Consider the following 23,474-nt stretch of genomic DNA (forward strand, 5'->3'; position numbering starts at 1 on the left):
GTATGAGCACCGCAGTGCTTGAAAACACCAACCAGGAACTAAACGATCTCATTGATTCAAAGTTCCGCGAGTTCAAAGAAGGCAGCATCGTCATGGGCACGATCATCGAGATCCGCCCCCAGGTGATCCTCGTCGATATCGGCTACAAGTCCGAGGGCACCATCGCTTCTTCTGAATTCGAAGACGAGGAAATCGAAGTCGGCGACGAAGTCGAAGTCCTCCTCGAAAAACTCGAAAACGATGAAGGCATGGTCGTCCTTTCCAAGGAAAAGGCCGCCTACAAACAGAACTGGGACAAGATCGTCAAAGTCTACGAAGACGGCGGACTCGTTCGCGGCAAAGTCAAAGCAGTCGTCAAAGGCGGACTTACCGTCAACGTCGGCGTCGAAGCTTTCCTTCCCGGATCCCAGGTCGACATCATCCCACCAAAAGATCTCACCGAATACGTCGGCAACGTCTACGAATTCAAAATCGTCAAGGTCAACGACGAGCGCAAGAACATCGTTCTCTCCCGCCGCGAGGTCATCGAAGCCGAGCGCGCCGAACAGCGCCAGCGCTTCCTTCAGACCGTCAAGGTCGGAGACCGCGTCACCGGTGCCGTCAAGAACATCACCGACTTCGGCGCCTTCGTCGATCTCGAGGGAATGGACGGACTCCTTCATGTCACCGACATGTCGTGGGGCCGCATCAACCACCCGTCCGAGATGCTCATCATCGGCCAGCCGGTCGATGTCATCATCCTCGATGTCGATCGCGAGAAAGAGCGCGTTTCGCTCGGCCTCAAGCAGATGACCGACAACCCATGGGAAGACATCGAACGCAGGTTCGCCATCGGCACCAACGTCAAGGGCAGCATCACCAAGCTTCTCCCCTACGGCGCATTCGTCGAAATCGAGAAGGGCGTCGAAGGGCTCGTCCACGTTTCCGAACTCTCCTGGGTCAAGCGCATCACCCGTCCGAGCGACGTGCTCGAGCTCGGTCAGGAAATCGAAGCCGTCGTGCTCGGCATCAGCATCGAGGAGCAAAAGATCTCCCTCGGTGTTCGCCAGCTCGAACCGAATCCATGGGACGAAATCGAAACCCGCTACCCGATCGGAGCCACCATCAAGGGCCCTGTCCGCAACCTCACCGCCTATGGCGCCTTCGTCGAACTCGAAGAAGGCATCGACGGCATGGTGCACGTTTCCGACATGTCCTGGACGCGCAAGATCAACCACCCCTCCGAAGTCCTCAAGAAGGGCGACGAAGTGGAAGCGATCGTCATCTCCATCGACAAGGCCAACCAGCGCGTCTCACTTGGCTGCAAGCAGCTTGAGGACGATCCATGGAGCCTCATCGACGACCGCTTCAAGGTCGGGGACCTGGTCAAGGGCACCGTCGCGAAGATCGCTTCGTTCGGCGCATTCGTCAGCCTCGACGGCGACATCGACGGCCTCATCCACATCTCGCAACTCAGCGAAGACCACGTGGAGAAGGTCAAGGACGTCATCAAGGTCGGCGACGAAATCGAAGCCCGCGTGATCAAGGTCGACAAGGTCGAGCGCCGCATCGGACTTTCGATCAAGGCCGTCAACTACAGCGAAGCGGACCTCAAGAAGGAAAGCGCCAGCTTCGAGAGCCTCAAGCCTTCCAGCGAAATGGTCGGCCTCGAGCAGGCCTTCAACCTCGCCACCGCAGCGGCCGAGGAGTGGAGCCCGACCGACGAAGCCGACGAGGACGAGAAGTAATTCTCCGACTCGCATCATTCCCAAGCCGGACCCGCGCAAGCGGGCCCGGCTTTTTTGTGTCTCCCTTACCTACTACAAAAAACTAAACGGATCCCGAGAGCATCAACCCCAAAGGGGTTACGCAAATTAGCCCAGGGTTGCCCCAACCCTGGGACCATCGATCACCCGAGAACGGCAACCCCAACGGGGTTGCGGAGTAGCGACTCCTTCAATCCCAAAGATGCATCTCCTCAACCACCACCGCATGCTTCTTCAACAACGCTCGATACTCATCCTGAAACGTCATCCTCCGATGATGCTCCTCCTGATTTCGAACGTATTCCGCCACGGCTTCCACATTCGATTGAGACACCGAAAAGACGCCATATCCCGCCTGCCATCTGAAATTCGTGAATACTCCGCCCTTCTCCTGAATCCACCCGGTCGAAACGCGTTTCGTTTCCTTAACCAAATCGGCGATGGTGATGGTCCGTGATTGGACCACGAGGAGATGCACATGATCGGCCATGCCTCCGATTTCGACTGCTTGGCAGCCGAGTTTTTTCACGACACCTGCGAGGTAGGCATGTGATTCATCGCGGAGTTCTTTCGTCCTGAAGATCGACTCCCGGTTCTTGGTGGAAAAGACGATGTGCAAATAGACGCGGGCGAGGGATTGAGGCATCGTGATCCACCCCTACGCAACCCCGTTGGGGTTGTAAAACCAGAAGAACTATGACCCCGGGTTGTTCCAACCCGGGGCTCTTGTACGAAACCCCCTCGGGGTTTTCCCACGGCGACACCTTACCCCTGCTCCCCCTGCTCACCCTGCTCACCCTGCTCACCCTGCTGCCCCGACCATATCGCCAATCAGACCACGCCAACCGCCTCGCCTAACCAACATCCTCTTCTCTGAATCCCAACGGGATTCCGAAAAAAGCCCAGGGTTGCAACCACCCTGAGATCACCCGCCACCCATAGACCACCAAGTCCAAGGGGGTTGCGGAGCATTGGGGCACTTCCACCGTCACACCGATTCCGTCGCCCTTCTCCGCCACCATCTGATCCAGACAAGAAAACCAACCCCCGTCAGCGTCCCCACCAGATAACAAGTCAGCTTAAATCGTCTGCGTCGTAATCAAAGGCCTCGTTTCCTCGGGATAAATCATCTCCGGGTAAAGCATCTCACCGGTCATCCACGCATACGCGCCACTGGCCAGGCCACAGAGTTCGGTCACCACAATCAACCCCGCATTCACTTTCAATATTTTACCCACCGGCATCCTGGGCCGCGTTCCTGCCCGACCCACAAACGCCGCTCCCAAACCCAGCAGCAAGCCCGGCCCGATCGATGCCTTGAAGGCCCATGCCGCAGCCAACAGGCTTAAGTCGGTGATCCCCCAAAGTGGCGCATGGTAGACCGTGAAATGTTCCGGCGCGATCCGGATCAAATACTGGTCGTGAAGGACGCAGTAGAGAAAAACCTGAGCCCAGATCCCGAACACGATGGTGTAAACCACGGACCGACGCTCATTGAGCAGGCTTCCCATCAACCACTTCATCATCGGCAAGACTCACACAAAGCGACCCGACCCACTCACAAAAAAACGCCCGGCCGCTTTCAAGCGGACGGACGTTCTGGAAAAATTCGGAAACTTCGATTCCGAATCAGGCGCCAAGCTTCGGCTTGCCGGCGCGGCGCACTGCGCCGAAACGCTTTTGGAACTTGTCGATGCGTCCCTCGGTATCGACGAACTGCTTCTGACCGGTGAAGAACGGGTGGGAGTCGGAGGTGACACCCATCGAGATCACGTTGTATTCCACGCCGTCGATCGTTTCCTTCTTCTCAGAAGTGCGGGTCGAGGTCGTGACGAACTTGGTCCCGGTCGTCATATCGACGAAAATGGCCGGGTGGTTTTCGGGATGAAGATCCTTTTTCATGGCGGTATCGGAAAGCCACCACGTTTCCAACGCGGTGGGGGCGGGAGAATGCACGCCAATTTTGCGCTGTCAAGCCGCCAAGCCCCCCTATTTCAACGGATTTCGTCCCCATTGTAAAAAAAGAGCCCTACCGGGTCAGGCAGGCAAAGCCGTAAAAAGCTCCTCCAACCCGGCGCTGCAGCCAATTACGCCACAAATACCGCAAATTTCGATCAAACCGCCCATTTACCCCCCAAAAACCCGCCCGCCTAGTAATTTAAGATACCCAAATAGTATTCGAAGCTGGACGGTCTGGATTTTTAAGATTAATGAGTCCACGCTATGAAATCAGCCATACTCACCCTGTTCACCCTAGGCTTGGCATTCGGAGCGGTTTCCTGCTCCGAGACCGTTTACGGCAATCCCGCTGCCGGATACACGGAAACCGATGCCTACAAGCGCGGCTACAACGACGGATGCAATGACCGCAAATCCGGTAACACCGCCAATCCTCACATCAACGAAGACTCCGAAACCCTTCCCTCAGCTTATCGGAACAACTACATCTGGGGCTACAACGCGGGCTACAAATGCACCGGCACCGTCGCCGGCAGCAAGTAAGCAGCAATCGACGCGTCAGATCCTCCGACCAGCTTACATCTAGTAGGTCGGCAGGTTCCCGTCGTCTTCATGGGTCTCAGATCCATTGAAGGGGAGCCCGTGCGCCTTGTTCTCCAATCCGGCTCCCAGCTGGCGGAAGTCCCGTCCGATACCAATCATCGTGTTGCACGATCCCAAGATAAGGACTGCGACGATGCCGAGTGCGATGTTCTTCATGAAGGCTTTCCATAACGCCCAAACGAGGCGAGTGCAACGCCCAATCATTAAGATCCCTTAAGTTCTTTTCTCAGGTCCGTCATTTCCTGCCTCAGCGAAAAGACCTCGTCCCTCAGCGCTTCCAGCGCTCTTGCCTTGTCATTGTCAGATTCGCTGTCGATCAGCCGTCCGCAAGCGGCCAAGGCGTCGTTCAGCCAGCTCAGGCAGCGCTTGAGGATCGCCAGCACATAACCCGCCTCCCGCTCGTAGGTCCCGTTGAGGGCCGCAGCGAGCTTGGCCGCCACCTTCATCAAAGCACCGGTCATTTCGCTCGCATCTGAGGGCTCGCGGGAATCCTCCCTCACGAGGTCGAACGAGCGCATCGCCAGCTCCTGGGCCCCTTCCTGCAGCGGATGCGCCTTGAACAGTTCATCCTCATCCTTCCACGCTTCCGACTTGGCCGCTTCCTCCGACGCTTCGCAGGCCTCCTGCTTCCATTCCGGCATCTCGACCTCCTTGCCTTCGGACTCGGCCGCCATGGCATCCAACAAACCATCCCATCCCATCACGAAAGCCTCTTTCTGCTCCGCGTCCGGGTCATCCATGTATTTCTCCATCACCTCCTGGTAGGCGTCCGTCAATCGGTCCGACTCCTTCAAGCGTTCCTCCCATTCAAACTCATCATCCCTCGGAGCTTCCCGATCCGGCGATGGCTCGCGCCGCCCGATCATCCCATTGAGAAAATCTCTCATCGCCTGCATGTTCGCCAGCTTCTGGGCATTCTCAGCGTCCGCATCCATGTCCCATTGAGGGCCTGTGAGCTCCATCTCAAAGTCGGCGGTTTCGATGACCACCCGCCCGTTGGCTTCACTGAACCACTCCAGGTAGAGCGTGTTCCTCCAGACCAAAGGAACGTCATCCCCAGCAGCACAGCGCGCCGCAAATTCGTCGCTCGGACAGCACGGAACCCGGACCTTGCGGGAAGCCGTCATGTCCCCCACCAATCCCGTCTGCCTGACCGCCAACTCAACGCTGCCACCCGGCCGCGGGTCGGGATTACGAAATTTCAAGCGCGACCCGGCCAAATCCCGCCAGCAATCGCCGATCAGATCGAGCGTGATCGGCTCTGAACGGCCGAGGAGCCACAGCCACCCGGTGGTCTTTCCTTCCTCCGTGTTGTCGATCTCGCCACGCACGAGCCATTCATCGATCCGATAAGCCACGCTCGGGATACTCGGATTTTGAAACCCCGGACGTCAATTCCCGTTCACCATTCCCCACCAAATCCCACCGCAAATTCACGCGTTCCCGTAAACTTAAACTTCTTGAAGCATTTCCTGCCCGCCGTAGGCTCCGCGCGAAAGCTCCCATGCCTGCTGATCCGAATCCTCTTCTCGTCGCGCTCCTGATCTTAGTCGTGATCATGGTGTTCAACCTGATCATCTTCGTCCACGAGCTCGGCCACTTCTGGGCAGCCAAATGGCGCGGACTAAAAATCGACCGCTTCCAGATCTGGTTCGGCAAGCCGATCTGGAGTAAAACCATCAAGGGCGTCCAATACGGCCTCGGCTGGATCCCAGCAGGCGGATTCGTCGCACTTCCTCAGATGGCACCAATGGGTGCGATTGAAGGCCAGAACAGTGAAGGCGAAGAACCACTTCCTCCAATTTCGCCATTGGACAAGATCATCGTCGCCTTCGCCGGCCCCTTGTTCTCGTTCCTTCTCGCCCTTACCGCGGCACTGGTGATTTACGTCATCAAGAAACCCATCGACATCATTCACACGACGACGGTCGGTTGGGTTCAACACGACAGCCCAGCTGATAAAGCCGGCTTCCAGCGCAACGACAAGATCATCGCGATCAATGGCCAGCCTGTTGAAAACTGGAACATGCCTCTCAACAGTGTCTACATGCACATCGTGACCAGTAAGGGCGATCAGATCCAATTCACCGTAGATCGTCCAGGAGTTGGGGAAATGAACATCGTCTCGGAATTCGAAATCCCGGAATCTAAATGGTGGCAACGTAAGAAGACCCGTGAAGTTGGTCTCATCCCTATCCGCCCTGAGGGCCCCGTCCAGATTACGGGCTTTTCGGAAGATGAAAATGCCCCTGCCAAACTTGCAGGTTTCGAAGTGGGTGACGTCTTTCTTGAGGTCGATGGAGTTGCTGTGACTCAGTACGAACAAGTCACCGAAGCCATCCAACTGAGCGAAGGCAAAACTCTCAACATCTCAATTTTGAGAGACGGCAAGGAAATGGAAATCCCGGTTGCTCCAGCACGCATGATCCCTGAGACGCCAGACCCAAAAGCGAAAGATCAGCCATTCATGCTTGGCGCAATGTTTGACGTTCCCGACTTCTACGTGCGCGAATGGATCAAGCCCACCCCTTTCGAGCAAATTAGCGAAACTGTGCAAAGCATGTGGATCACGATCACCACCGTGGCCTCGCCGCAATCGAGCATCGGAATCCAACACCTTAGCGGCCCAGTCGGCATCGGAAAGATCCAGTATTACTCATTACTTATGGACAATCCGTTCCACCGGATTCTTGCCTTCATGGTTCTCATCAACATCAACTTGGCGATTTTGAATATGCTTCCATTCCCTGTTCTCGATGGTGGTCATATTACCATCGCCACCATGGAAGCCATTGCGCGCCGACCAGTGAATGTGAAATTCCTAGAAGTCATTCAAATTGGTTTCGTGTTCATTCTCTTCAGCATCATGATCTACGTGACGTCCAAAGATGTCGTTGACGACTTCGGAATGGGAGGAGGCGACGACTCCCCCACGAGATACGTCTTCCCGAAGCCAGCCGCTGAATAATTCAGACGCCACCGACCTGCCGCACGGCTTCGTAGAGCACGATGCCGACGGCGGTTGATAGGTTCAGACTACGCGTGCTGCCTTCCTTCATCGGAATCCGCACTGCTTGCTCGCCCGCGTCGCGAATCAAAGTCTCTGGAAGTCCCCGCGACTCGCAACCGAACACGAGGTAATCGCCATCGCGAAACTCTGCATCCCAGTGACTCCGCGTCGCCTTGGTTGTTAGAAACCATAGCCGCGCCTCTTGATCCACAGCCTCGCGGAGTTCCTCAAAGTTTTCCCAGACCTTCACATCGACGTCTTTCCAGTAGTCGAGCCCGGTCCGGCGCACGTGCTTATCATCGAGTGAAAACCCCAGTGGCTTCACCAAATGAAGCCGCGCGCCCGTGGCCAAAGCCAACCTGCCCGCCGCCCCCGCATTGTGCGGAATCTCAGGCTCAACCATCACAATATTCAGCATCTCAATCCAATTTCAGATTTCAAATCTCGGTGTTCCAAATTTCAGCCTTTCAGATTTCAGATTTCAGATTTCAGATTTCAGCCTTTCAGCCTTTCAGCCTTTCAGCTTTTCAGCCTTTCAGCTTTTCAGCTTTTCAGCTTTTCAAAAAGTGCTCCCAACCGCCCTCGAGCTTTCCACCGCTCTTAGCAAGCACGCCAATCTTCGTAAGCTTCGCAAAACCGTCTGGCCATTCGTCGACCAATTTCCCCCACCGCTTTTCCGGCACCGCGACTAACAACTCGTAGTCCTCACCATCACCCACCGCTTCTTCGACGGAACACCCGCGCGTCCTCGGGACCAAATCTGCATTCACCTCAAATCCACAGCCGCACATTTTCGCCAGCCTCGGCAAATCCTTCGCCAAGCCATCGGACAAATCCATCATCGCTCGCGCCCCCATCTTCCCGAGCCACTGCCCTTCTAACAGCCGCGGTGTGAAACTCAGATGCTTCCCTTTAATTGATCCGCCCAATCGTCCCGACACTGCCAGCACATCGCCGGGCTTACCACCCGATCTCAGCACCAACTCGCCACGCGCAACACTCCCCTCACCTGCCACCGAAATCACCGCCGGAGCCCCAACCGGAACGGCCGTCGTTTCTCCGCCCGCGAGCGTCCCACCGTGCTTCTCCAAACACCGCCGAATCCCACGATACAGCCCCTCCGCCCACTTCACTGGCGTCTCCGCCGAAAGCGCCACGGTGACCATCAAATACTCCGGCCGACCACCCATCGCCGCAAAGTCACTGAGCACTCGCGCCGCCGCTTTCCAACCGACCTTCGATGCAGCGGCCTCCGGCAAAAAATGCACGCCTTCAACGATCGCATCCGTCTTCAAAAGCCGCAGCCGACCCCGACCCGGGTCCACCACCGCACAGTCGTCGCCCGGTCCGGTGTGCAAGTCGCCGACAGGAAAACCCCTCAACAACCTGCCAATCAGGGCATCTTCCCCGATGTCGCGCAATCGCTTCATAGCCCCGGGTCCTCAATCAGCCCATACCGGATCGCCAGTTGCGCACCCACGGTCGCCGCATTGAACAGCGCATGGATTCCAATCGGGGCCCAGATCGACCCGGTAAACTCGTAGGCCAGCGTCAGCAGCACCGCCAAAACAAACAGGGGAATCAGAGCCTGCGCATTGTTGTGAATCGCCGCAAAGATCAGAGCGCCAAAAATAATCGCCGCCCAGCGACCAATGTATCGCTTGGCAACGGGATAGACATATCCGCGAAACAAGACCTCTTCTGTTAGAGGAGCCACCACTGCCGCCATCACCACCATCAAACCCAGAGTCAATGGGTCCTCAATCTCCGCAAAGGCCTTGACCACCTCCTGCTTGCCGTCATTTCCCATCTCCGTCTGCAGCCATTCAAAAAAACCCACGGCCTGAAGCACACCCAGCACCCCCCAGGTGAACAGCACCCCCACAATCGAAATCGGAAAGACCAGCGGCCACATTGGCCACCTCAATCCCAACCACCGCGTCGGTTGCATCCGCCAGGCCACGAACCCGATCACGAAGGCCATCATGAACAACTGGATCCCGATCGTCATCACCGCCATCCCGATCGTCATCTCTCCCATCTCGTTTTTCCCGACGAAGATTTCGAGGATCAGCGGCAGCAGGTAAAACCCGCAGACCGAAGCCATCAGGACAAGATCCCAGCGGTTGTAGATCACGGTCGAGATCCGCCACCAACCCGACGTCATCGGGCCCGACAAGGGTGGAGGAACCACAAGGTCCTGAAAGGCATCCGGAGCCGGATTCTGCGCAACAAGCAAACGCTGGCGCAACCAGCCGACGACGAAAACCACGCCCGCCAAAATCACCGCGCTCATCACGATCCAGAACCCCACGTCTTTCGGCATCAGGCGGACTTTGCGGAGCCTCGCTGCCAGGGGCGAGCGGGAAATCGATCCATCCGATGATTTAGTATCGATTGATATTCTACCTAAGCTTGCAGAACGGCCTAAAAAAACCGATTCTCCAGCAATCTACCCGCCAGATTTCACGCAGAACCCCTATCGTCAATTGCTTCGGCGCCGCTTTTCCGAGCCGCTGCTGTTGCTCTTGATCTTCGTCTTTGGGGTCTGGCTCTGGGACAATCACCTCGGCCATCCGGCAGGCCCACCGCCCGATGCCTGGGAATTGTCGCTGCGCAAGGCGGACCGGGATCTCCGGATCGCGGAAGGCACCGCAAACCTTCCCGACTGGATGCTTCTCGCCCTTGGAGTGGATCCCCTTGAGCAAACCCTCGCCACCACCGAGGCATCCTTTCGGCAGTTGGCAGGAAAACGCCTCCGCCTTCAGGAGGACCCGGCAACCCGCGCATTGAACGACGAAGGAGCCTATGCGCTGGCCATCGTTATCGCTCTCCAGCAGGACGCAAACGCCGCCACAGGACCATTCACCACCCTCGGCCTCCCCGGCCCTCCTCCACCCGAGCCCATTCTCTCACGCATCATCACCGGTCAGGAATACTGGTGGGACCTCGCCTACCTTCGCGGACTCAATCTTCCGGAAACCGAGTACGCCGCCAAACTTGTCCAAGCACGTAGCCAGGACCTCACCAACACCGCCATCAAAGCAAGAGGAGCGGTGCTCGCCCTAACACTCGGAGGACTCGTCTTCGTCCCCGGCACCCTGATCGCGTTCATGCGCGCCGGACGCCGCAAACGTCGCCAACGCGTCAATTACTCCCACCGCTGGCATATCGGCTTCGGTCTCGGCGTCTTCCTCCTCGCCTACCTTGCCCACGTCGGATTCACCATCACTTTCAATGCCGCACTCGAGCACCTCGCCCCGATCGCAACCGATGGCGAAAGGAAACCACTGATGTCGATGCCCTTCTTCATCGCGCTCGACAGCCTCACCCGATTTCTCCCGGCCCTGATCGCCCTCGGTTTCCTGTTTCGACGCTCAAGGCATGCGTTCACCCGCCTCGGAATGGGTGGTCCCCTCAACATCAAACTCATCCTCGGAAGCTTTGCCATCCTCCAAATCATCGAGTTCGGACTGCGAATGACCCTCGACCGATCCGGACCACCCGACCCCCTCGGGGGCCTTCAGGCTTCCGAAGAAGGCTATTGGGGTCTGCTTTATAGCCTGGCCTCCGCCTGCATTGCCGCTCCGATTGCCGAGGAAATCCTTTACCGCGGCGTACTTTTCCGATCCCTCGCAAACCGCATCAGAATCTGGGCCGCCGCCATCGCTTCATCGGCCGTTTTTGCTCTCGTCCACTTCTACGAACTGCCCAGCCTGATCATGGTCTTCTCCGTCGGCATGACATGCGCTCTTTGCTACGCTTCCAGCCGCGCCCTCCTCACCGCCATCGGCCTCCACGCCCTTTACAATGCAGCGATAAAGATACCTGAATGGATCGTCTACCACACGCCGCTATCCTAACGGACCTCCAAAAGCGCTGGCAAATCTTGCCCACCTCCCCCATTCAATCTTACGAAAATGAGTCAAGAGACCTTTAAAGCCCCCGAGCTGGATCAGCTTGCCCAAATGCTTCCAGCCTATGACTTCGAGTTCTTCATCGCCCAAGGGGGAATGGGCGCGGTCTACAAGGCACGCCAAAGATCCCTCGATCGTGAAGTGGCGATCAAAATCCTGCCTCGCGAACTAGGTGAAGACCCCGGATTCCGCGAATCATTTGAGACCGAGGCTAAAGCCATGGCCAAGCTCAACCACCCCAACCTCCTTGGGGTTTATGACTTCGGAGACATCGACGGGATGCCCTACATCGTCATGGAGTTCGTCGACGGAAAGTCGCTCTACCACTCTGCTTGGAACAAAATCATTGAACCCAAGCAGGCAATCGAAATCGTCAAAGGCATCTGCGAGGGACTCGGGCACGCCCATGAAAACGGTATTCTTCACCGCGACATCAAACCAGCCAACATCCTCCTCACTCCCAAGGCCGAACCAAAAATCGGCGACTTCGGCCTCGCTCAGCACGCCGATACCGTTGGGTCAGGGGAAGTCATGGGCACCCCAGGATACGCCGCCCCTGAGCTTATCCACAGCCCCGAGCAGGCAGGGATCGGCACCGACATCTACGCAGTCGGGGTCATCCTTCACGAACTCATCACCGGACAGCGACCCGACCCCAACGGGGTTGAGGCTCCCACACCTTTCGGAGACCGGACGCTCGACGCCATCTGGCAAAAAGCCACCGATCCTCAAATCACCAATCGCTACCAGTCCACTGCTGAAATGGCCGCTGCCCTCACCGCTTGGCGCCCCACAAGCCGTCGCCTTGCCACGGGAGCGAAATCCAAGCCCATGTTGGTGACCCCGCCAAAGACAGGCTCCCCAAAACCAAAGACTCCGCACCCCGCCAGTGTCCGCACCCCGGCAAGCCACGCACCCAGCCACGCACCCAGCCACGCACCCAGCCACGCACCCAAACCCGTGCCTCTCCCCGTCGCAACCGGCGACAACTGGTCGCTCGCTCGGAACATGGCGATCATCGCCTTTCTGATCGCGGTGATCGGTTTCGGCTACAAAATGCTGCAACGCGCCAAAAAGAACATCGGGAGTGGCGAAAAACCCGGCGTAGAGGAAAGACAGACCACCCCAAGACCAGCACCAAAACCGGAAGTCGTCGTCACCCCCATCAAAGAATCCCCTCCGGCACCAAAACCCGAATCTAGCACTCCCGCCTCGGAGGAGACAGCGCCACCCGCCCCTCCCATCGAAGAGACCACCTCCGAGTCCCTTGCCCGCCTGAAGGACGACCTGGCCCAAGGCCGAAGGGACGAGCTTCCCGTCGGATCCCAGCGCCGGGGAACCAACGACTATCTCTTCGTCGAATCTCCGATGAGCTGGTATGCTGCCCAGCTTTTCGCCGAAGAACACGGCGCTCATCTGGCTATTCTCGAATCAAACGAAGAGCTCAGCTGGCTCTCTCAACTCGTGCCCGACGACCAAACCGCCTGGCTGGGCTCGGGTCGTTCCGAGCGCAAGGTCTGGACCGACAACGATGGCACCGATTGGGACCTCGAAGACGAGCCAAAAGGAGTCGGCCCCTTCGCCACGCTGAGCGATCTGGGCATCCTACGCGCCGGCAAGGCAACTGAAACCAAACCTTTCCTCTTGCAGTGGTATCGCGATGGCTCAAACCCCGGCACGCTGATCACCATCCTTGAGCGAACCAAGCAGACCCTCGACTCTCCCAACCCCATCTATCCCCCGGGGACCGTGTCGCTCGGAGCGCGCCAAATCCTGCTCCTTCCGATCGCCGTGAAGCGCAGTCAGGCCGAGGCCCTCGCCGCCAGAGCAGGTGGTACCCTTGCCGTCCCGTCCAGCAGCGAGGAAATCAGCTGGCTGGCCGATGAAACGGAAGACCTGCAACCCGACCCCACCCTCTGGCTCGGTGGCCAGCGCAAGGACGGTCAATGGACCTGGGATACCGGCGAAGCTTGGGAAAATGCGGCGTGGATCGACGGAATCGAACCCGACAAAGACGGCGACGCCTTGATCCTGATTCCAGGAAAAGGCTGGAGCAGCGCTGATCCCTCCAACTCCGACGCTGGCTTCGTGATCGAATGGAGCCGTGACGCGGCAACCGCCAATTGAAGACTCACTCGTTACGCATGAAATCCGCAACCTGAAGGAAAAAGGCATCCAGCATCACCCGAACCTCTTCGGGCACCTCCGTTTCCAACATCGCAGAGGACATCAAGGCCACCCATCGGTCCCGCTCCGCCTCACCGATCGAAAAACCCGCGTGACGCATTCGCAGCCGGGGATGCCCTCTCTTAAACGTGTAGGTCGGATCCCCTAACAGCCGGAACTTCAGGAAGTCCCGCAAACGCTCCTCGGCCCCCTCCCAGTCCTCGTCCGGATACATCGGCCCAATCAGTTCATCCACCCGCACCTTGGCATAAAACGCAGCCACCATCGCGGCAATGCCCTCGGGCCCGACCTCGCGGGCCACCCTCTGCTCCAATGTCTCCACAAGCCGGAGACTAAGGCGTGAAACTCCACTGGCAACCCTCGGTCTCCCGCCTAGGGTCCACCCGTGCCCGCCAAGAAGTCCGCCAAACGCAAGACCACCATCAAAAAGAGCCCAACCAAGGATGTGATCTCCATCCGTGGTGCCCGCCAGCACAACCTCAAGGACCTCGATCTCGACATCCCCCTCGGCCAACTCACCGTCGTCACCGGTCCCTCCGGCTGCGGCAAATCCTCCCTCGCCTTCCACACCCTCTACGCCGAAGGCCAACGACGCTACGTCGAAACCTTCTCCCCCTACGTCCGGCAGTTCTTCGACCGCATGGACAAGCCCGATGTCGACCGCATCGACGGCATCCCGCCCGCCATCGCCATCGAGCAAAAAAACACCATCCGCACCTCCCGCTCAACCGTCGGCACCCTCACCGAGATCAACGACTACCTCAAACTCCTCTTCGCCCGCAGCGCCATCGGCTACGATCCCGTCACCGGCGAAGAAATCCGCCCCGACTCCCCCGAGTCCGCCACCGCCTGGACCCTCGAAAACCTCGCCAACCAGGCCGTCCTCATCACCTTCTCCGTCCCCATCCCCGAAGATACCAGCACCGACGACCTCTTCCCCTTCCTCAACCAACAAGGCTACCTCCGCATCCTCACCCCAAGCGGCGAAATCCTCCGCACCGACGAGCCAGCCCCCCCTACCAGTGGCATGACCGTCCCGGTCATGAACCCCAGCAGCCCGACAAACCCCTCCCCCACAGTAACCATCATCCAGGACCGCATCACCCTCTCCAAAAAAAACCAAACCCGCCTCCTCGAAGCCCTCGAAGCCGCCTTCACCCTCGGCAAAGGCACAGCCTCAATCTCAAGTCTCAAATCTCAAGTTTCCCGGTCCTTCACCATCAAGTGGACCAACCCCGCCACCGGCCACACCCTCCGGCCACCCACCCCCGCCCTCTTCTCATTCAATAACCCGGTCGGCGCCTGTCCGATGTGCCGCGGATTCGGCAGAACCATCGGACTCGACCTCGAGAAATCCGTTCCCGACCCCTCGCTCTCGATCAAGGAAGGAGCCATCAAACCCTTTCAAGGCGAACGCGGCGAGGAATGCCAGCGTGACCTGATCCGCAACTGCAGAGAACGCGGCATCGATATCAAGACCCCATGGTTCGAACTCGATGAAGACATCCAGGAATGGATCTACTACGGAGATCAGGGGAGCCTGGGCGTCCCGCCCGCATCTTCAGACATCGAGGATCTCGAAGAGATCAAACAATCCGGCGGCTGGTATGGCGTCAAAGGCTTCTTCGACTGGCTCGAAACCAAGGCCTACAAGATGCACGTCCGCATCTTCCTCAGCCGCTACCGATCCTACACCAACTGCCCTGAATGCCGCGGCAAACGCCTCCAACCCGAAGCCCTCTGCTTCAAGATCCAGGACAAAACCCTCCCCGAGCTCTGGCACCTCCCCATCAACGAACTTCTCCCATTCTTTCAAACACTGCTCACTGCTCACTGCTCACTCGGCACTTCCCCCGACCCCTCCCTTAAACTCATCCACACCGAAATCACCAACCGTCTCGACTACCTCACCCAGGTCGGGCTTGGCTACCTCACCCTCAACCGCCCCGCCCGCACCCTCTCCGGCGGTGAAATCGAACGCGTCAACCTCACCGCCTGCCTCGGCGCCTCGCTAACCAACACGCTCTTCGTCCTCGACGAACCCACCGTCGGCCTCCACTCCCGCGACATCCAGCGCCTCGTCGGCATCATGCACCGGCTTCGCGACCGCGGGAACACCCTCGTCGTCGTCGAACACGAGGAAACCGTGATGCGCGCCGCCGACAACCTCATCGACCTCGGCCCCGCCTCCGGCGAACACGGCGGCAATATTATCTATCAGGGGAGCGTGGGCGTCCCGCCCGCCTCTAAAAATACCCGCGGCAAAGCCGCCAAATCACCACTTCACACGGATCACTCCGGCACCCTCCCCTGGCTCTCCGGCGAAAAATCCATCCCCCTACCCGCCAAACGCCGCACCCCCACCGACCGATCCATCCACATCAAAGGCGCCACCCTCCACAATCTCAAGAAACTCGACGCCTCCATTCCCCTCGATCTCTTCGTCTGCGTCACCGGCGTCTCCGGCTCCGGAAAATCCACCCTCGCCCACGACGTCCTCCACACCAATCTCTGCAAGAAGCTCGGCCAACCTCTCGGTGATACCAGCGCCGCCCCGATCCGCGAATTACTAGGAACCGAGTACCTCAGCGAAGTCCTTCTCGTCGACCAATCCCCGCTCGCCCGGACCCCGCGTTCCACCCCCGCCGTCCTCCTCGGTGCCTTCAACTTCATCCGCCAGCTCTTCGCCCAGGAACCCGCTGCGCAAGCCCAGGGAGCGAACACCGGCTACTTCTCCTTCAACTCCGGCGACGGTCGCTGCGACCGCTGCTCCGGTGCCGGTAGCGAGAAGGTCGAAATGCAGTTCCTGTCCGACCTTCAGGTCACCTGCCCCGATTGCTCTGGCCGCCGCTACAAACCCTCCGCCCTCGACATCACCTACTTCGGAAAATCCATCGCCGACGTCCTCGAACTCACCATCGATCAAGCGATCAACTTCTTCAACGACAGCAAAAAACTCCGCCCTTCCTCCAAAAAGCGCCACAAGCAAATCCGCGACATCCTCGCCCCCCTTTCCGAAGTCGGCCTCGGCTACCTCCGCCTCGGCCAACCCCTCAACACCCTCTCCGGCGGCGAATCCCAGCGCCTCAAACTCTGCCAAATCCTCTCCTCTACCAGCACCACCAAACCTACCAGTGGCATGACCGTCCCGGTCATGAACTCCAGCGGCAAAAAGCAACCCAATCAGCCGCAGCCCACTACCAAACTCCTCATCCTCGACGAACCCACCACCGGCCTCCACTTCTCCGACATCGAACGCCTGCTCGGCGTCTTCCAACGCCTCGTCGACTCCGGCCACTCCCTCGTCGTCATCGAGCACAATCTCGACGTCATCAAGAGCGCCGACTGGATCATCGATCTCGGCCCGGAAGCCGGCACCCAGGGCGGCCAGATCGTCGGCGAAGGCCCACCCGAAGCGATCGCCAAACTCAAAACCGAAACCGGCCGCTTCCTCAAGGTGAGCATGGGCACTCGTACCTCGTCATCCAGAAAGCGCGGCAAAGCCGCCAAATCATCACTTCACACGGATCACTCGGCACTCGGCACTCCCGCGCAGCGGGCCATCATCCTCCGCGGCGCCCGCGAGCACAACCTCAAGAACCTCTCCGTCGACATCCCACGCGACCAGTTCGTCGTCATCTCCGGCCTCTCCGGTTCCGGCAAATCCACCATCGCCTTCGACATCCTCTTCGCCGAAGGCCAACGACGCTTCCTCGACTCCATGTCGACCTACGCACGCCAGTTCGCCGAGCAGCTGGAAAAACCCGACCTCGACCTCCTCGCCGGCCTCCCCCCCACCGTCGCCATCGAGCAACGCATCTCCCAGGGCGGCATCAAATCCACCGTCGCCACCGTCACCGAAATCTGGAACTTCATCCGCCTCCTGTACGCCAAGCTCGGCACCCGCTACTGCCCGGATTGCGACGTGCCCGTCGAAAAACAGTCGATCGCCGCCATCGAGAAAACCGTCCGCGCCCACCTCAAGAAGGGCCCCGTCTCCATCCTCGCCCCCATCATCCGTGGGCGTAAGGGATACCATACCGACGTCGCCGAATGGGCCCTCAAACAAGGATTTACGAGACTCCTGGTAGATCGCCAATTCAAAGACGCCGAAGGCTTCGAACGCCTCGCCCGCTTCAAGGAGCACGACATCGACGTCGTCGTGGCCGAAGGAAACCAATCCGCCATCACCGAGCTCACAGCTTCGATCGAACGCGCCCTTGAACTCGGCAAAGGCACCATCCGCCTTTTCACCCCCGACAAGAAATTCGTCCTTCTTTCCACCGAAGCATCCTGCCCGTCCTGCCACACCTCCTTCGATGAACTCGATCCCCGCCTCTTCTCCTTCAACTCTCCCCACGGCTGGTGCACCGAGTGCCGCGGCCACGGCCAGATCCCCAAAGGGCGTCACCATTTGGACATCTCCCGCTACGACTCCGTCCTCGCCGCCGAAATGGACGACGACCGCAAGGTCTCGCGCATGGATCACGACGAACTCGTGACCTGCCCCAGCTGCGAAGGCGCCCGCCTCAATCCCCAGTCCCGCGCCGTTCGCCTCGGGACCACCAAGCGCAACGCCATCGCCATCGCCGACCTCTCCAGCCAATCGGTCATCGAGTCTTCCGCCCATTTCACCAAACTCAAATTCACCGACAACCGCCAGAATCTGATCTCGCGCGACATCCTCCCCGAAATCACCCAGCGTCTCGCCTTCCTCCAACACGTCGGCCTCGGCTACCTCCAGCTCGACCGCTCCGCCAAAACGCTCTCTGGCGGCGAGTCCCAGCGCATCCGCCTCGCCGCCCAACTCGGCTCGAACCTGCGCGGCGTCCTCTACGTCCTCGACGAACCGACCATCGGCCTCCACCCGCGCGACAACGAAGCTCTGTTAGACACCCTGGTCGGCCTCCGCGACCGAGGCAATTCCCTCGTCATCGTCGAGCACGACGAAGACACCATCGCCCGCGCCGACCACCTCATCGACCTCGGCCCTGGCGCCGGACGCCTCGGCGGCGAAATCGTCTACCAAGGCCCACCCCCAAGACAGGGGAGCGTGGGCGTCCCGCCCACTCCAAAAACAAAACGCGGCAAAGCCGCCAAATCATCACTTGGCACTCGGAACTCGGCACTCGGCACTCCCGCGCAGCAGGCCTCCCCCACCTACCAGGCTCTAACAAACCCGATCGTCCACCCCATCCGTGGCAAGCGCCGCCCCATCGGTAAGACCCACAAGCAACTCAAACTCACCGGCTGCCACGCCAACAACCTCAAGCACATCGACGCCGCCATCCCCCTCGGTCGACTCACCGTCCTAACAGGCATCTCCGGCTCCGGAAAATCCACCCTGATGCGCCAATGCGTCGCCGCTGCCGCAGACACCAAGTCCAAGGCGAACAAGCCGTTCAAGAAGGCCACCGGCTTCCAACACATCAAGTCCACCTACACCGTCGACCAATCCCCCATCGGCAAAACCTCCCGCTCCTGCCCCGCCACCTACGTCAAGGTCTTCGACGACATCCGCAAGCTCTTCGCCCAACTCCCGGAGTCGCGCATGCGCGGCTACGAAGCCACCCGTTTTTCCTTCAACACCGGCGGCGGTCGCTGCCCCGACTGCGATGGCAATGGACGCATCAAACTCGAAATGGACTTCCTCCCCACCACCTGGATCCCCTGCGAAACCTGCGACGAACTCCGCTACAACCCTGCCACCCTCGAAGTCCGCTTCCGCGAAAAAAGTATTGGCGACGTCCTCCGGCTCACCATCGAGCAAGCTGCCGAATTCTTCGAATCCCAGCCGCGCATCGCCACCCCATTGAAGCTCCTCGCCGACACCGGCCTCGGCTACCTCCAACTCGGCCAACCATCCCCAACCTTATCCGGCGGCGAAGCCCAGCGCATCAAACTCGTCTCTCAACTCATCAAAGGCCGCTCCGCAAAAGCACAACTCACCAACGCAGCACTCAAGGCCACCAATCTCTATCTCATCGAAGAGCCCACCGTCGGCCTCCATCTCGAAGACGTGAGAAAGCTCATCGACGTCCTCCACCGGCTTGTCGACGAAGGCCACACCGTCATCGTCATCGAGCACCACATGGCCGTCGCCGCCGAAGCCGACTGGATCCTCGACCTCGGCCCGGAAGCAGGCGAGAACGGCGGCACCATCGTCGCCCAAGGCCCCCCCGAAAAAATCGCCCAATCCAAACGCTCCGCCACCGCTCCCTTCCTCAAAAAGGAGCTCGCGACCAAGCGTTCGTAGTTACTCCATCAGGGGTCCACGCCACTTGAAAATCCTCATCGGCGCCACAGGCTGAAAAGTTCAGCCCTGCCCCGAATATCTCTTCCCGAGTCACCACGATCCTTTCGATAGGAGGCTCGCCGCAAAGGCCTATCTCGGCACCCTCACCCTGTCTTCCCGCGATCCGTTTTCCGCCGAACTCGGACTCGACCTGATCTGGCAAATCCCATGTCCGTCTTCGAAGGCCTCCTCGCCCATCTTGCTGATCCAAAAAGGACCAAAAAAGGGATTTGATGGAGCCCGTATAAATTTTCTGGATTTTTCCAAGTGCGGTCGCTAAAGAAGACTTCAGCAACAGCAGGACCGATTGGCATGACTCGTTTCAGCCAACCTCTCATTTTATCTGCTGCGGTATCCCCCTTAACTCAAAGATCGTAAAGACTCGGCCTGAATCAGGCCTGGAGGACTTCGGTTTTTTAAAAGGGGAGGACAAAATCCATCGGGCCATCGGTTTCCACCGATCGTTCAAGCTTTCCCCTCGATATTTCATACCCCCACCCCCCATGCAATTCCCCCGCAAAGCCTCCATCGCTCGCGAGTCGACTCAAGACCAGTCAGCCGCCGGCCATCATGACCGGATATCAGCAGCCGCCTACGCACTTCAGCCCAACATCCCGGGTATTTGCTTCACGGTCGGCATTGTTTTCTCCTGCGTCCTGATTCTCGCCACCATCTTCCAGATGCTCGATACCACCCCGGCGACCACCTCGGTGATACTCAATCGCTTCAGCCTGGCACGCGAGAACAACATCGGTTCCTGGTGGTCCGGCACCCTTCTCGCCTTGGGCGGCATCTACGCCTTCGACGGCTTTGCTCTCCTCCGGAAAAAAGACCCCGCCGCCGCAAAGTCGTGGTTGTTCATCGGTGTTCTCCTGATTGCGCTCTCCGCCGATGAGGTCGGCTCCATTCACGAAAGGCAGTCGAAAGTCACCCAAGCACTCGGACTCGGAACCTGGCTGGTTCGGATTCCAGTAGGACTGTTCATTGCGGGCATGCTGGCCAAGGCCATGCTGAATTTCTGGAAATCCCCCCACGTCCCACTTCACACCTTTGTCCTGATGTTCATCGGCTTCGGCATGATGGGCACGGTTCCCTTTCAGGAACTTCTTGAAGGCCGACTCCCATGGGATGGCCAGGCAGTGAAAGCACTCCGCACCGGTCTTGAGGAAGGAACAGAAGTCCTCAGCATGCTCATTCTCATGCGCGGCTGCATGACCCAATCGTGCGAACTCGCCCTGACCCGCGCATTCTCCACCAATTCCGCCTTCACCGTTCTTCGGAAAATGCGATTCCTGACGCCGATCGTTGCCCTGGTTATTGCGCCACTTCTTGCCCTTTTTACGGCTTCACTCGGTGATCAGAATCGCGGTCGTCCTTCCGACTGGTTTGCCTCACTCACTTTTCTCGCAGCAGGCCTTGTCTTGATCGCTCCCGCCTTTCGACGGCTCAGTGCTGTCAGTTGGCAAATCAGGTCGCTTGCCACCGTATGCTTCCTGGCATCCTTGATGGTGGTCTCCATCAACCCTGTCCGGGTCATCATGATGGGTGAAACCGTGCTTAATCTCAGGATGGTTCTTCTGGCCTCCTTCATCATCCTGGGAGGTCTCATCCGTGTCACGCCTGACACGGCCCATCAGCGGATTCTTGCCCCTGTCATCATCGCCACGATGCTTCTCGCCATGGCCGCACTCGCCCCTGCCAACCTGGCATTGAGCTTCCTCATGGCCCAATGGGTCGGCCTTCTCATCTTCTGGAACTGCTCGAAGGAAAGCCAGCGCGACGAGACCAAGGATCTGCTATTCGAGTAATCGTAGCGGCGTCCGCTCTTCTTTCGTAGCTCTTCCCAGCGGGACGGGCCCATCATTGCCCGCCAGGCCTGAAAGCCGGACCCGATCAACCCGAGGGGCACAAGCTAGTCCCCGGACTTCAGCACCTTGATGAAGGCATCCTGCGGGATGTTCACCTTGCCGAAGGCCTTCATCTTTTCCTTACCCTTCTTCTGTTTCTCAAGTAGTTTGCGCTTCCGGGAGATGTCACCACCGTAGCACTTGGCGGTCACATTCTTGCTCATCGCAGAGATTCGCTCCGAGGCAATGATGCTGCCACCGATACAGGCCTGAATCGCGACAACGAACAACTGCCGGGGAATCACTTCCTTCAGACGCAGCGCCAACGCACGACCGTAGGACTCAGCCTTTTCACGATGCACGATCGTCGAGAACGCTTCGACCGGTTCGCTCGCGATCATGATGTCCATCTTGACCATCTTCGCCGGGCGATACCCGCAGTGCTCGTAATCCATTGAACCGTAACCACGAGTCATCGATTTCATCCGGTCATTGAAATCGACCAAAATCTCAGCGAGAGGCAACTCAGAGGTCAGCATCACGCGGCTGTCGTCGATCGTTTCCGTGTGAGTCACTTCACCACGCTTCTCCATGACCAGCGCCATGATGTCACCGATAAACTCACCCGGAATCATAATGAAGATCCGCACCATCGGCTCACGGATTTCCTGGATCACTTGCTGCTCAGGAAGCATCGCAGGGTTATCCACGATCAATTCCTCTCCATTCGTCTTCGTGACCTCGTAGATCACCGATGGATAGGTCGAGATGACATCCATGTTGAACTCGCGACGCAGACGTTCCTGAATGATCTCCATGTGAAGAAGGCCGAGGAATCCACAACGGAAACCAAAGCCCAACGCAGTCGAACTTTCCGACATGAACGTGAAGGCCGCATCGTTGATCTGCAGCTTACCCATGGCCATTTTCAGTGATTCATAATCGGACGAGTCAACAGGATAGATCCCTGAGAAAACCATCGGCTGAATCTCTTTATAACCAGGAAGTGCTTCAGGGCATGGATGTGTCGAGTCGGTAACGGTATCACCAATCTTCGCTTCGTCCGCCGACTTCATGTTGGCGATCAAGTAGCCCACATCACCCGCCACCAGGTTATCGCGTTTGGTCATCTTCGGAGTAAAGACACCACACTCTTTCACTTCGTAGGTCTTGCCGGTGGCAAAAAGCTTGATGCGCTGACCCTTCCGAATCGATCCGGAGAACACCCGCACATAAGAGACGACTCCACGGAAGGTATCGTAAATCGAATCGAACACCGTCGCCCGCAGCAACTTGTCGGGATTCTCTACTGGTGCTGGCACGCGCGCGACCACGGCCTCGAGAATGTCCTCGATGCCGATGCCATTTTTCGCGGAGGCAGGAATCGCGTCCTCAGCGGGAATCGCCAGGATGTCTTCGAGCTGTTGCTTGCAGCGGTCGACATCCGCAGCGGGCAAGTCGATTTTATTGAGCACGGGAATGATCAGAAGATTCTGATCCAGCGCGAGGTGAAGGTTCGCCATGGTCTGCGCTTCCACCCCTTGCGCCGCATCGATCATCAAGATCGCTCCCTCACAAGCGGCGAGCGAGCGCGCCACTTCATAGGAGAAGTCCACGTGACCGGGCGTATCAAGGAGATTGAGATTGTAGACAACCCCATCCTTGGCCTTGTACTTCATCGCCACTGGGTGCGATTTGATCGTAATCCCCTTCTCCCGCTCGAGATCCATGGCGTCGAGAAGTTGGTCCTGCTTCTGACGATCTGAAATCGTGCTGGTGAACTCCAACAAACGGTCAGACAGCGTGGTCTTGCCGTGATCAATGTGGGCGATGATCGAGAAATTGCGTGTAAACTCAGTGGCCATGATGGGATCAGAAGCAGCGGAGGAAGCTCCGGGCGGGCGCAGGAAA

General features: G+C 58.5%; 18 protein-coding genes. 8 read left to right on the top strand and 10 right to left on the bottom strand.

What is annotated here, in order from left to right:
• Positions 1-2 precede the first annotated feature (2 nt).
• Complete coding sequence (locus WBG04_RS06350) at positions 3-1,727, top strand: 30S ribosomal protein S1 (protein ID WP_424313541.1); 1,725 nt, start codon at positions 3-5, stop codon at positions 1,725-1,727.
• A gap of 208 nt (positions 1,728-1,935) precedes the next feature.
• On the opposite strand, the gene tnpA is transcribed toward WBG04_RS06350, so the two are convergent.
• A complete protein-coding gene (tnpA, locus tag WBG04_RS06355; RefSeq protein WP_424313542.1) occupies positions 1,936-2,391 on the bottom strand; it encodes an IS200/IS605 family transposase in 456 nt (151 codons plus the stop codon).
• A 50-nt stretch (positions 2,392-2,441) separates the two neighbouring features.
• Here tnpA and WBG04_RS06360 point away from each other — a divergent pair, with 50 nt between their 5' ends.
• Positions 2,442-2,603 (top strand): hypothetical protein, encoded by a 162-nt coding sequence (locus WBG04_RS06360; RefSeq protein ID WP_424313543.1) that lies wholly within the window; start codon positions 2,442-2,444, stop codon positions 2,601-2,603.
• A 221-nt stretch (positions 2,604-2,824) separates the two neighbouring features.
• Here WBG04_RS06360 and WBG04_RS06365 read toward each other — a convergent pair whose 3' ends face one another.
• Both WBG04_RS06365 and WBG04_RS06370 read right to left on the bottom strand, forming a co-directional pair.
• Complete coding sequence (locus WBG04_RS06365; RefSeq protein ID WP_424313544.1) at positions 2,825-3,226, bottom strand: hypothetical protein; 402 nt, start codon at positions 3,224-3,226, stop codon at positions 2,825-2,827.
• A gap of 148 nt (positions 3,227-3,374) precedes the next feature.
• Positions 3,375-3,647, bottom strand: a complete 273-nt coding sequence (locus WBG04_RS06370; RefSeq protein WP_424313545.1) for a type B 50S ribosomal protein L31 — start codon at positions 3,645-3,647, stop codon at positions 3,375-3,377.
• A 321-nt stretch (positions 3,648-3,968) separates the two neighbouring features.
• Here WBG04_RS06370 and WBG04_RS06375 point away from each other — a divergent pair, with 321 nt between their 5' ends.
• Positions 3,969-4,247, top strand: a complete 279-nt coding sequence (locus WBG04_RS06375; RefSeq protein ID WP_424313546.1) for a hypothetical protein — start codon at positions 3,969-3,971, stop codon at positions 4,245-4,247.
• Positions 4,248-4,286: 39 nt separating this feature from the next.
• Here the strand turns inward: WBG04_RS06375 and WBG04_RS06380 are convergent, their stop codons facing one another.
• On the bottom strand, positions 4,287-4,463 hold the full coding sequence (locus WBG04_RS06380; RefSeq protein WP_424313547.1) for a hypothetical protein: 177 nt from the start codon (positions 4,461-4,463) through the stop codon (positions 4,287-4,289).
• 47 nt (positions 4,464-4,510) lie between these two features.
• Positions 4,511-5,665, bottom strand: a complete 1,155-nt coding sequence (locus tag WBG04_RS06385) for a hypothetical protein (RefSeq protein WP_424313548.1) — start codon at positions 5,663-5,665, stop codon at positions 4,511-4,513.
• Between the two features lie 146 nt (positions 5,666-5,811).
• Between WBG04_RS06385 and rseP the strand changes: the two genes are divergently transcribed.
• Entirely contained in the window at positions 5,812-7,275 is a 1,464-nt protein-coding gene (gene rseP / locus WBG04_RS06390; protein ID WP_424313549.1) for an RIP metalloprotease RseP, read from the top strand.
• A gap of 1 nt (position 7,276) precedes the next feature.
• Here the strand turns inward: rseP and WBG04_RS06395 are convergent, their stop codons facing one another.
• From WBG04_RS06395 to WBG04_RS06405, 3 genes are all read right to left on the bottom strand, one after another.
• The gene (locus WBG04_RS06395) at positions 7,277-7,735 is read right to left on the bottom strand and encodes a tRNA (cytidine(34)-2'-O)-methyltransferase (RefSeq protein WP_424313550.1); all 459 of its coding nucleotides are present in this window, start codon (positions 7,733-7,735) and stop codon (positions 7,277-7,279) included.
• A gap of 133 nt (positions 7,736-7,868) precedes the next feature.
• Positions 7,869-8,747 (bottom strand): thiamine-phosphate kinase, encoded by an 879-nt coding sequence (thiL, locus tag WBG04_RS06400; RefSeq protein ID WP_424313551.1) that lies wholly within the window; start codon positions 8,745-8,747, stop codon positions 7,869-7,871.
• Complete coding sequence (locus WBG04_RS06405) at positions 8,744-9,643, bottom strand: lysostaphin resistance A-like protein (protein WP_424313552.1); 900 nt, start codon at positions 9,641-9,643, stop codon at positions 8,744-8,746. Before WBG04_RS06405 ends, thiL begins: the two co-directional genes overlap by 4 nt.
• 163 nt (positions 9,644-9,806) lie before the next feature.
• Between WBG04_RS06405 and WBG04_RS06410 the strand changes: the two genes are divergently transcribed.
• Together WBG04_RS06410 and WBG04_RS06415 are read left to right on the top strand one after the other, a co-directional pair.
• Entirely contained in the window at positions 9,807-11,180 is a 1,374-nt protein-coding gene (locus WBG04_RS06410) for a lysostaphin resistance A-like protein (RefSeq protein WP_424313553.1), read from the top strand.
• Between the two features lie 57 nt (positions 11,181-11,237).
• On the top strand, positions 11,238-13,361 hold the full coding sequence (locus WBG04_RS06415; protein WP_424313554.1) for a protein kinase domain-containing protein: 2,124 nt from the start codon (positions 11,238-11,240) through the stop codon (positions 13,359-13,361).
• 4 nt (positions 13,362-13,365) lie between these two features.
• Here WBG04_RS06415 and WBG04_RS06420 read toward each other — a convergent pair whose 3' ends face one another.
• Complete coding sequence (locus WBG04_RS06420; protein ID WP_424313555.1) at positions 13,366-13,743, bottom strand: globin; 378 nt, start codon at positions 13,741-13,743, stop codon at positions 13,366-13,368.
• Between the two features lie 63 nt (positions 13,744-13,806).
• On the opposite strand from WBG04_RS06420, the gene uvrA reads away from it, so the two are divergent.
• Entirely contained in the window at positions 13,807-19,677 is a 5,871-nt protein-coding gene (gene uvrA, locus WBG04_RS06425; protein ID WP_424313556.1) for an excinuclease ABC subunit UvrA, read from the top strand.
• Between the two features lie 542 nt (positions 19,678-20,219).
• A complete protein-coding gene (locus tag WBG04_RS06430; RefSeq protein WP_424313557.1) occupies positions 20,220-21,524 on the top strand; it encodes a hypothetical protein in 1,305 nt (434 codons plus the stop codon).
• A gap of 104 nt (positions 21,525-21,628) precedes the next feature.
• On the opposite strand, the gene lepA is transcribed toward WBG04_RS06430, so the two are convergent.
• Complete coding sequence (gene lepA / locus WBG04_RS06435) at positions 21,629-23,428, bottom strand: translation elongation factor 4 (protein ID WP_424313558.1); 1,800 nt, start codon at positions 23,426-23,428, stop codon at positions 21,629-21,631.
• Positions 23,429-23,474: the final 46 nt, after the last annotated feature.

The organism is Haloferula sp. (assembly GCF_049672945.1).
Taxonomy (GTDB): domain Bacteria; phylum Verrucomicrobiota; class Verrucomicrobiia; order Verrucomicrobiales; family Akkermansiaceae; genus Haloferula.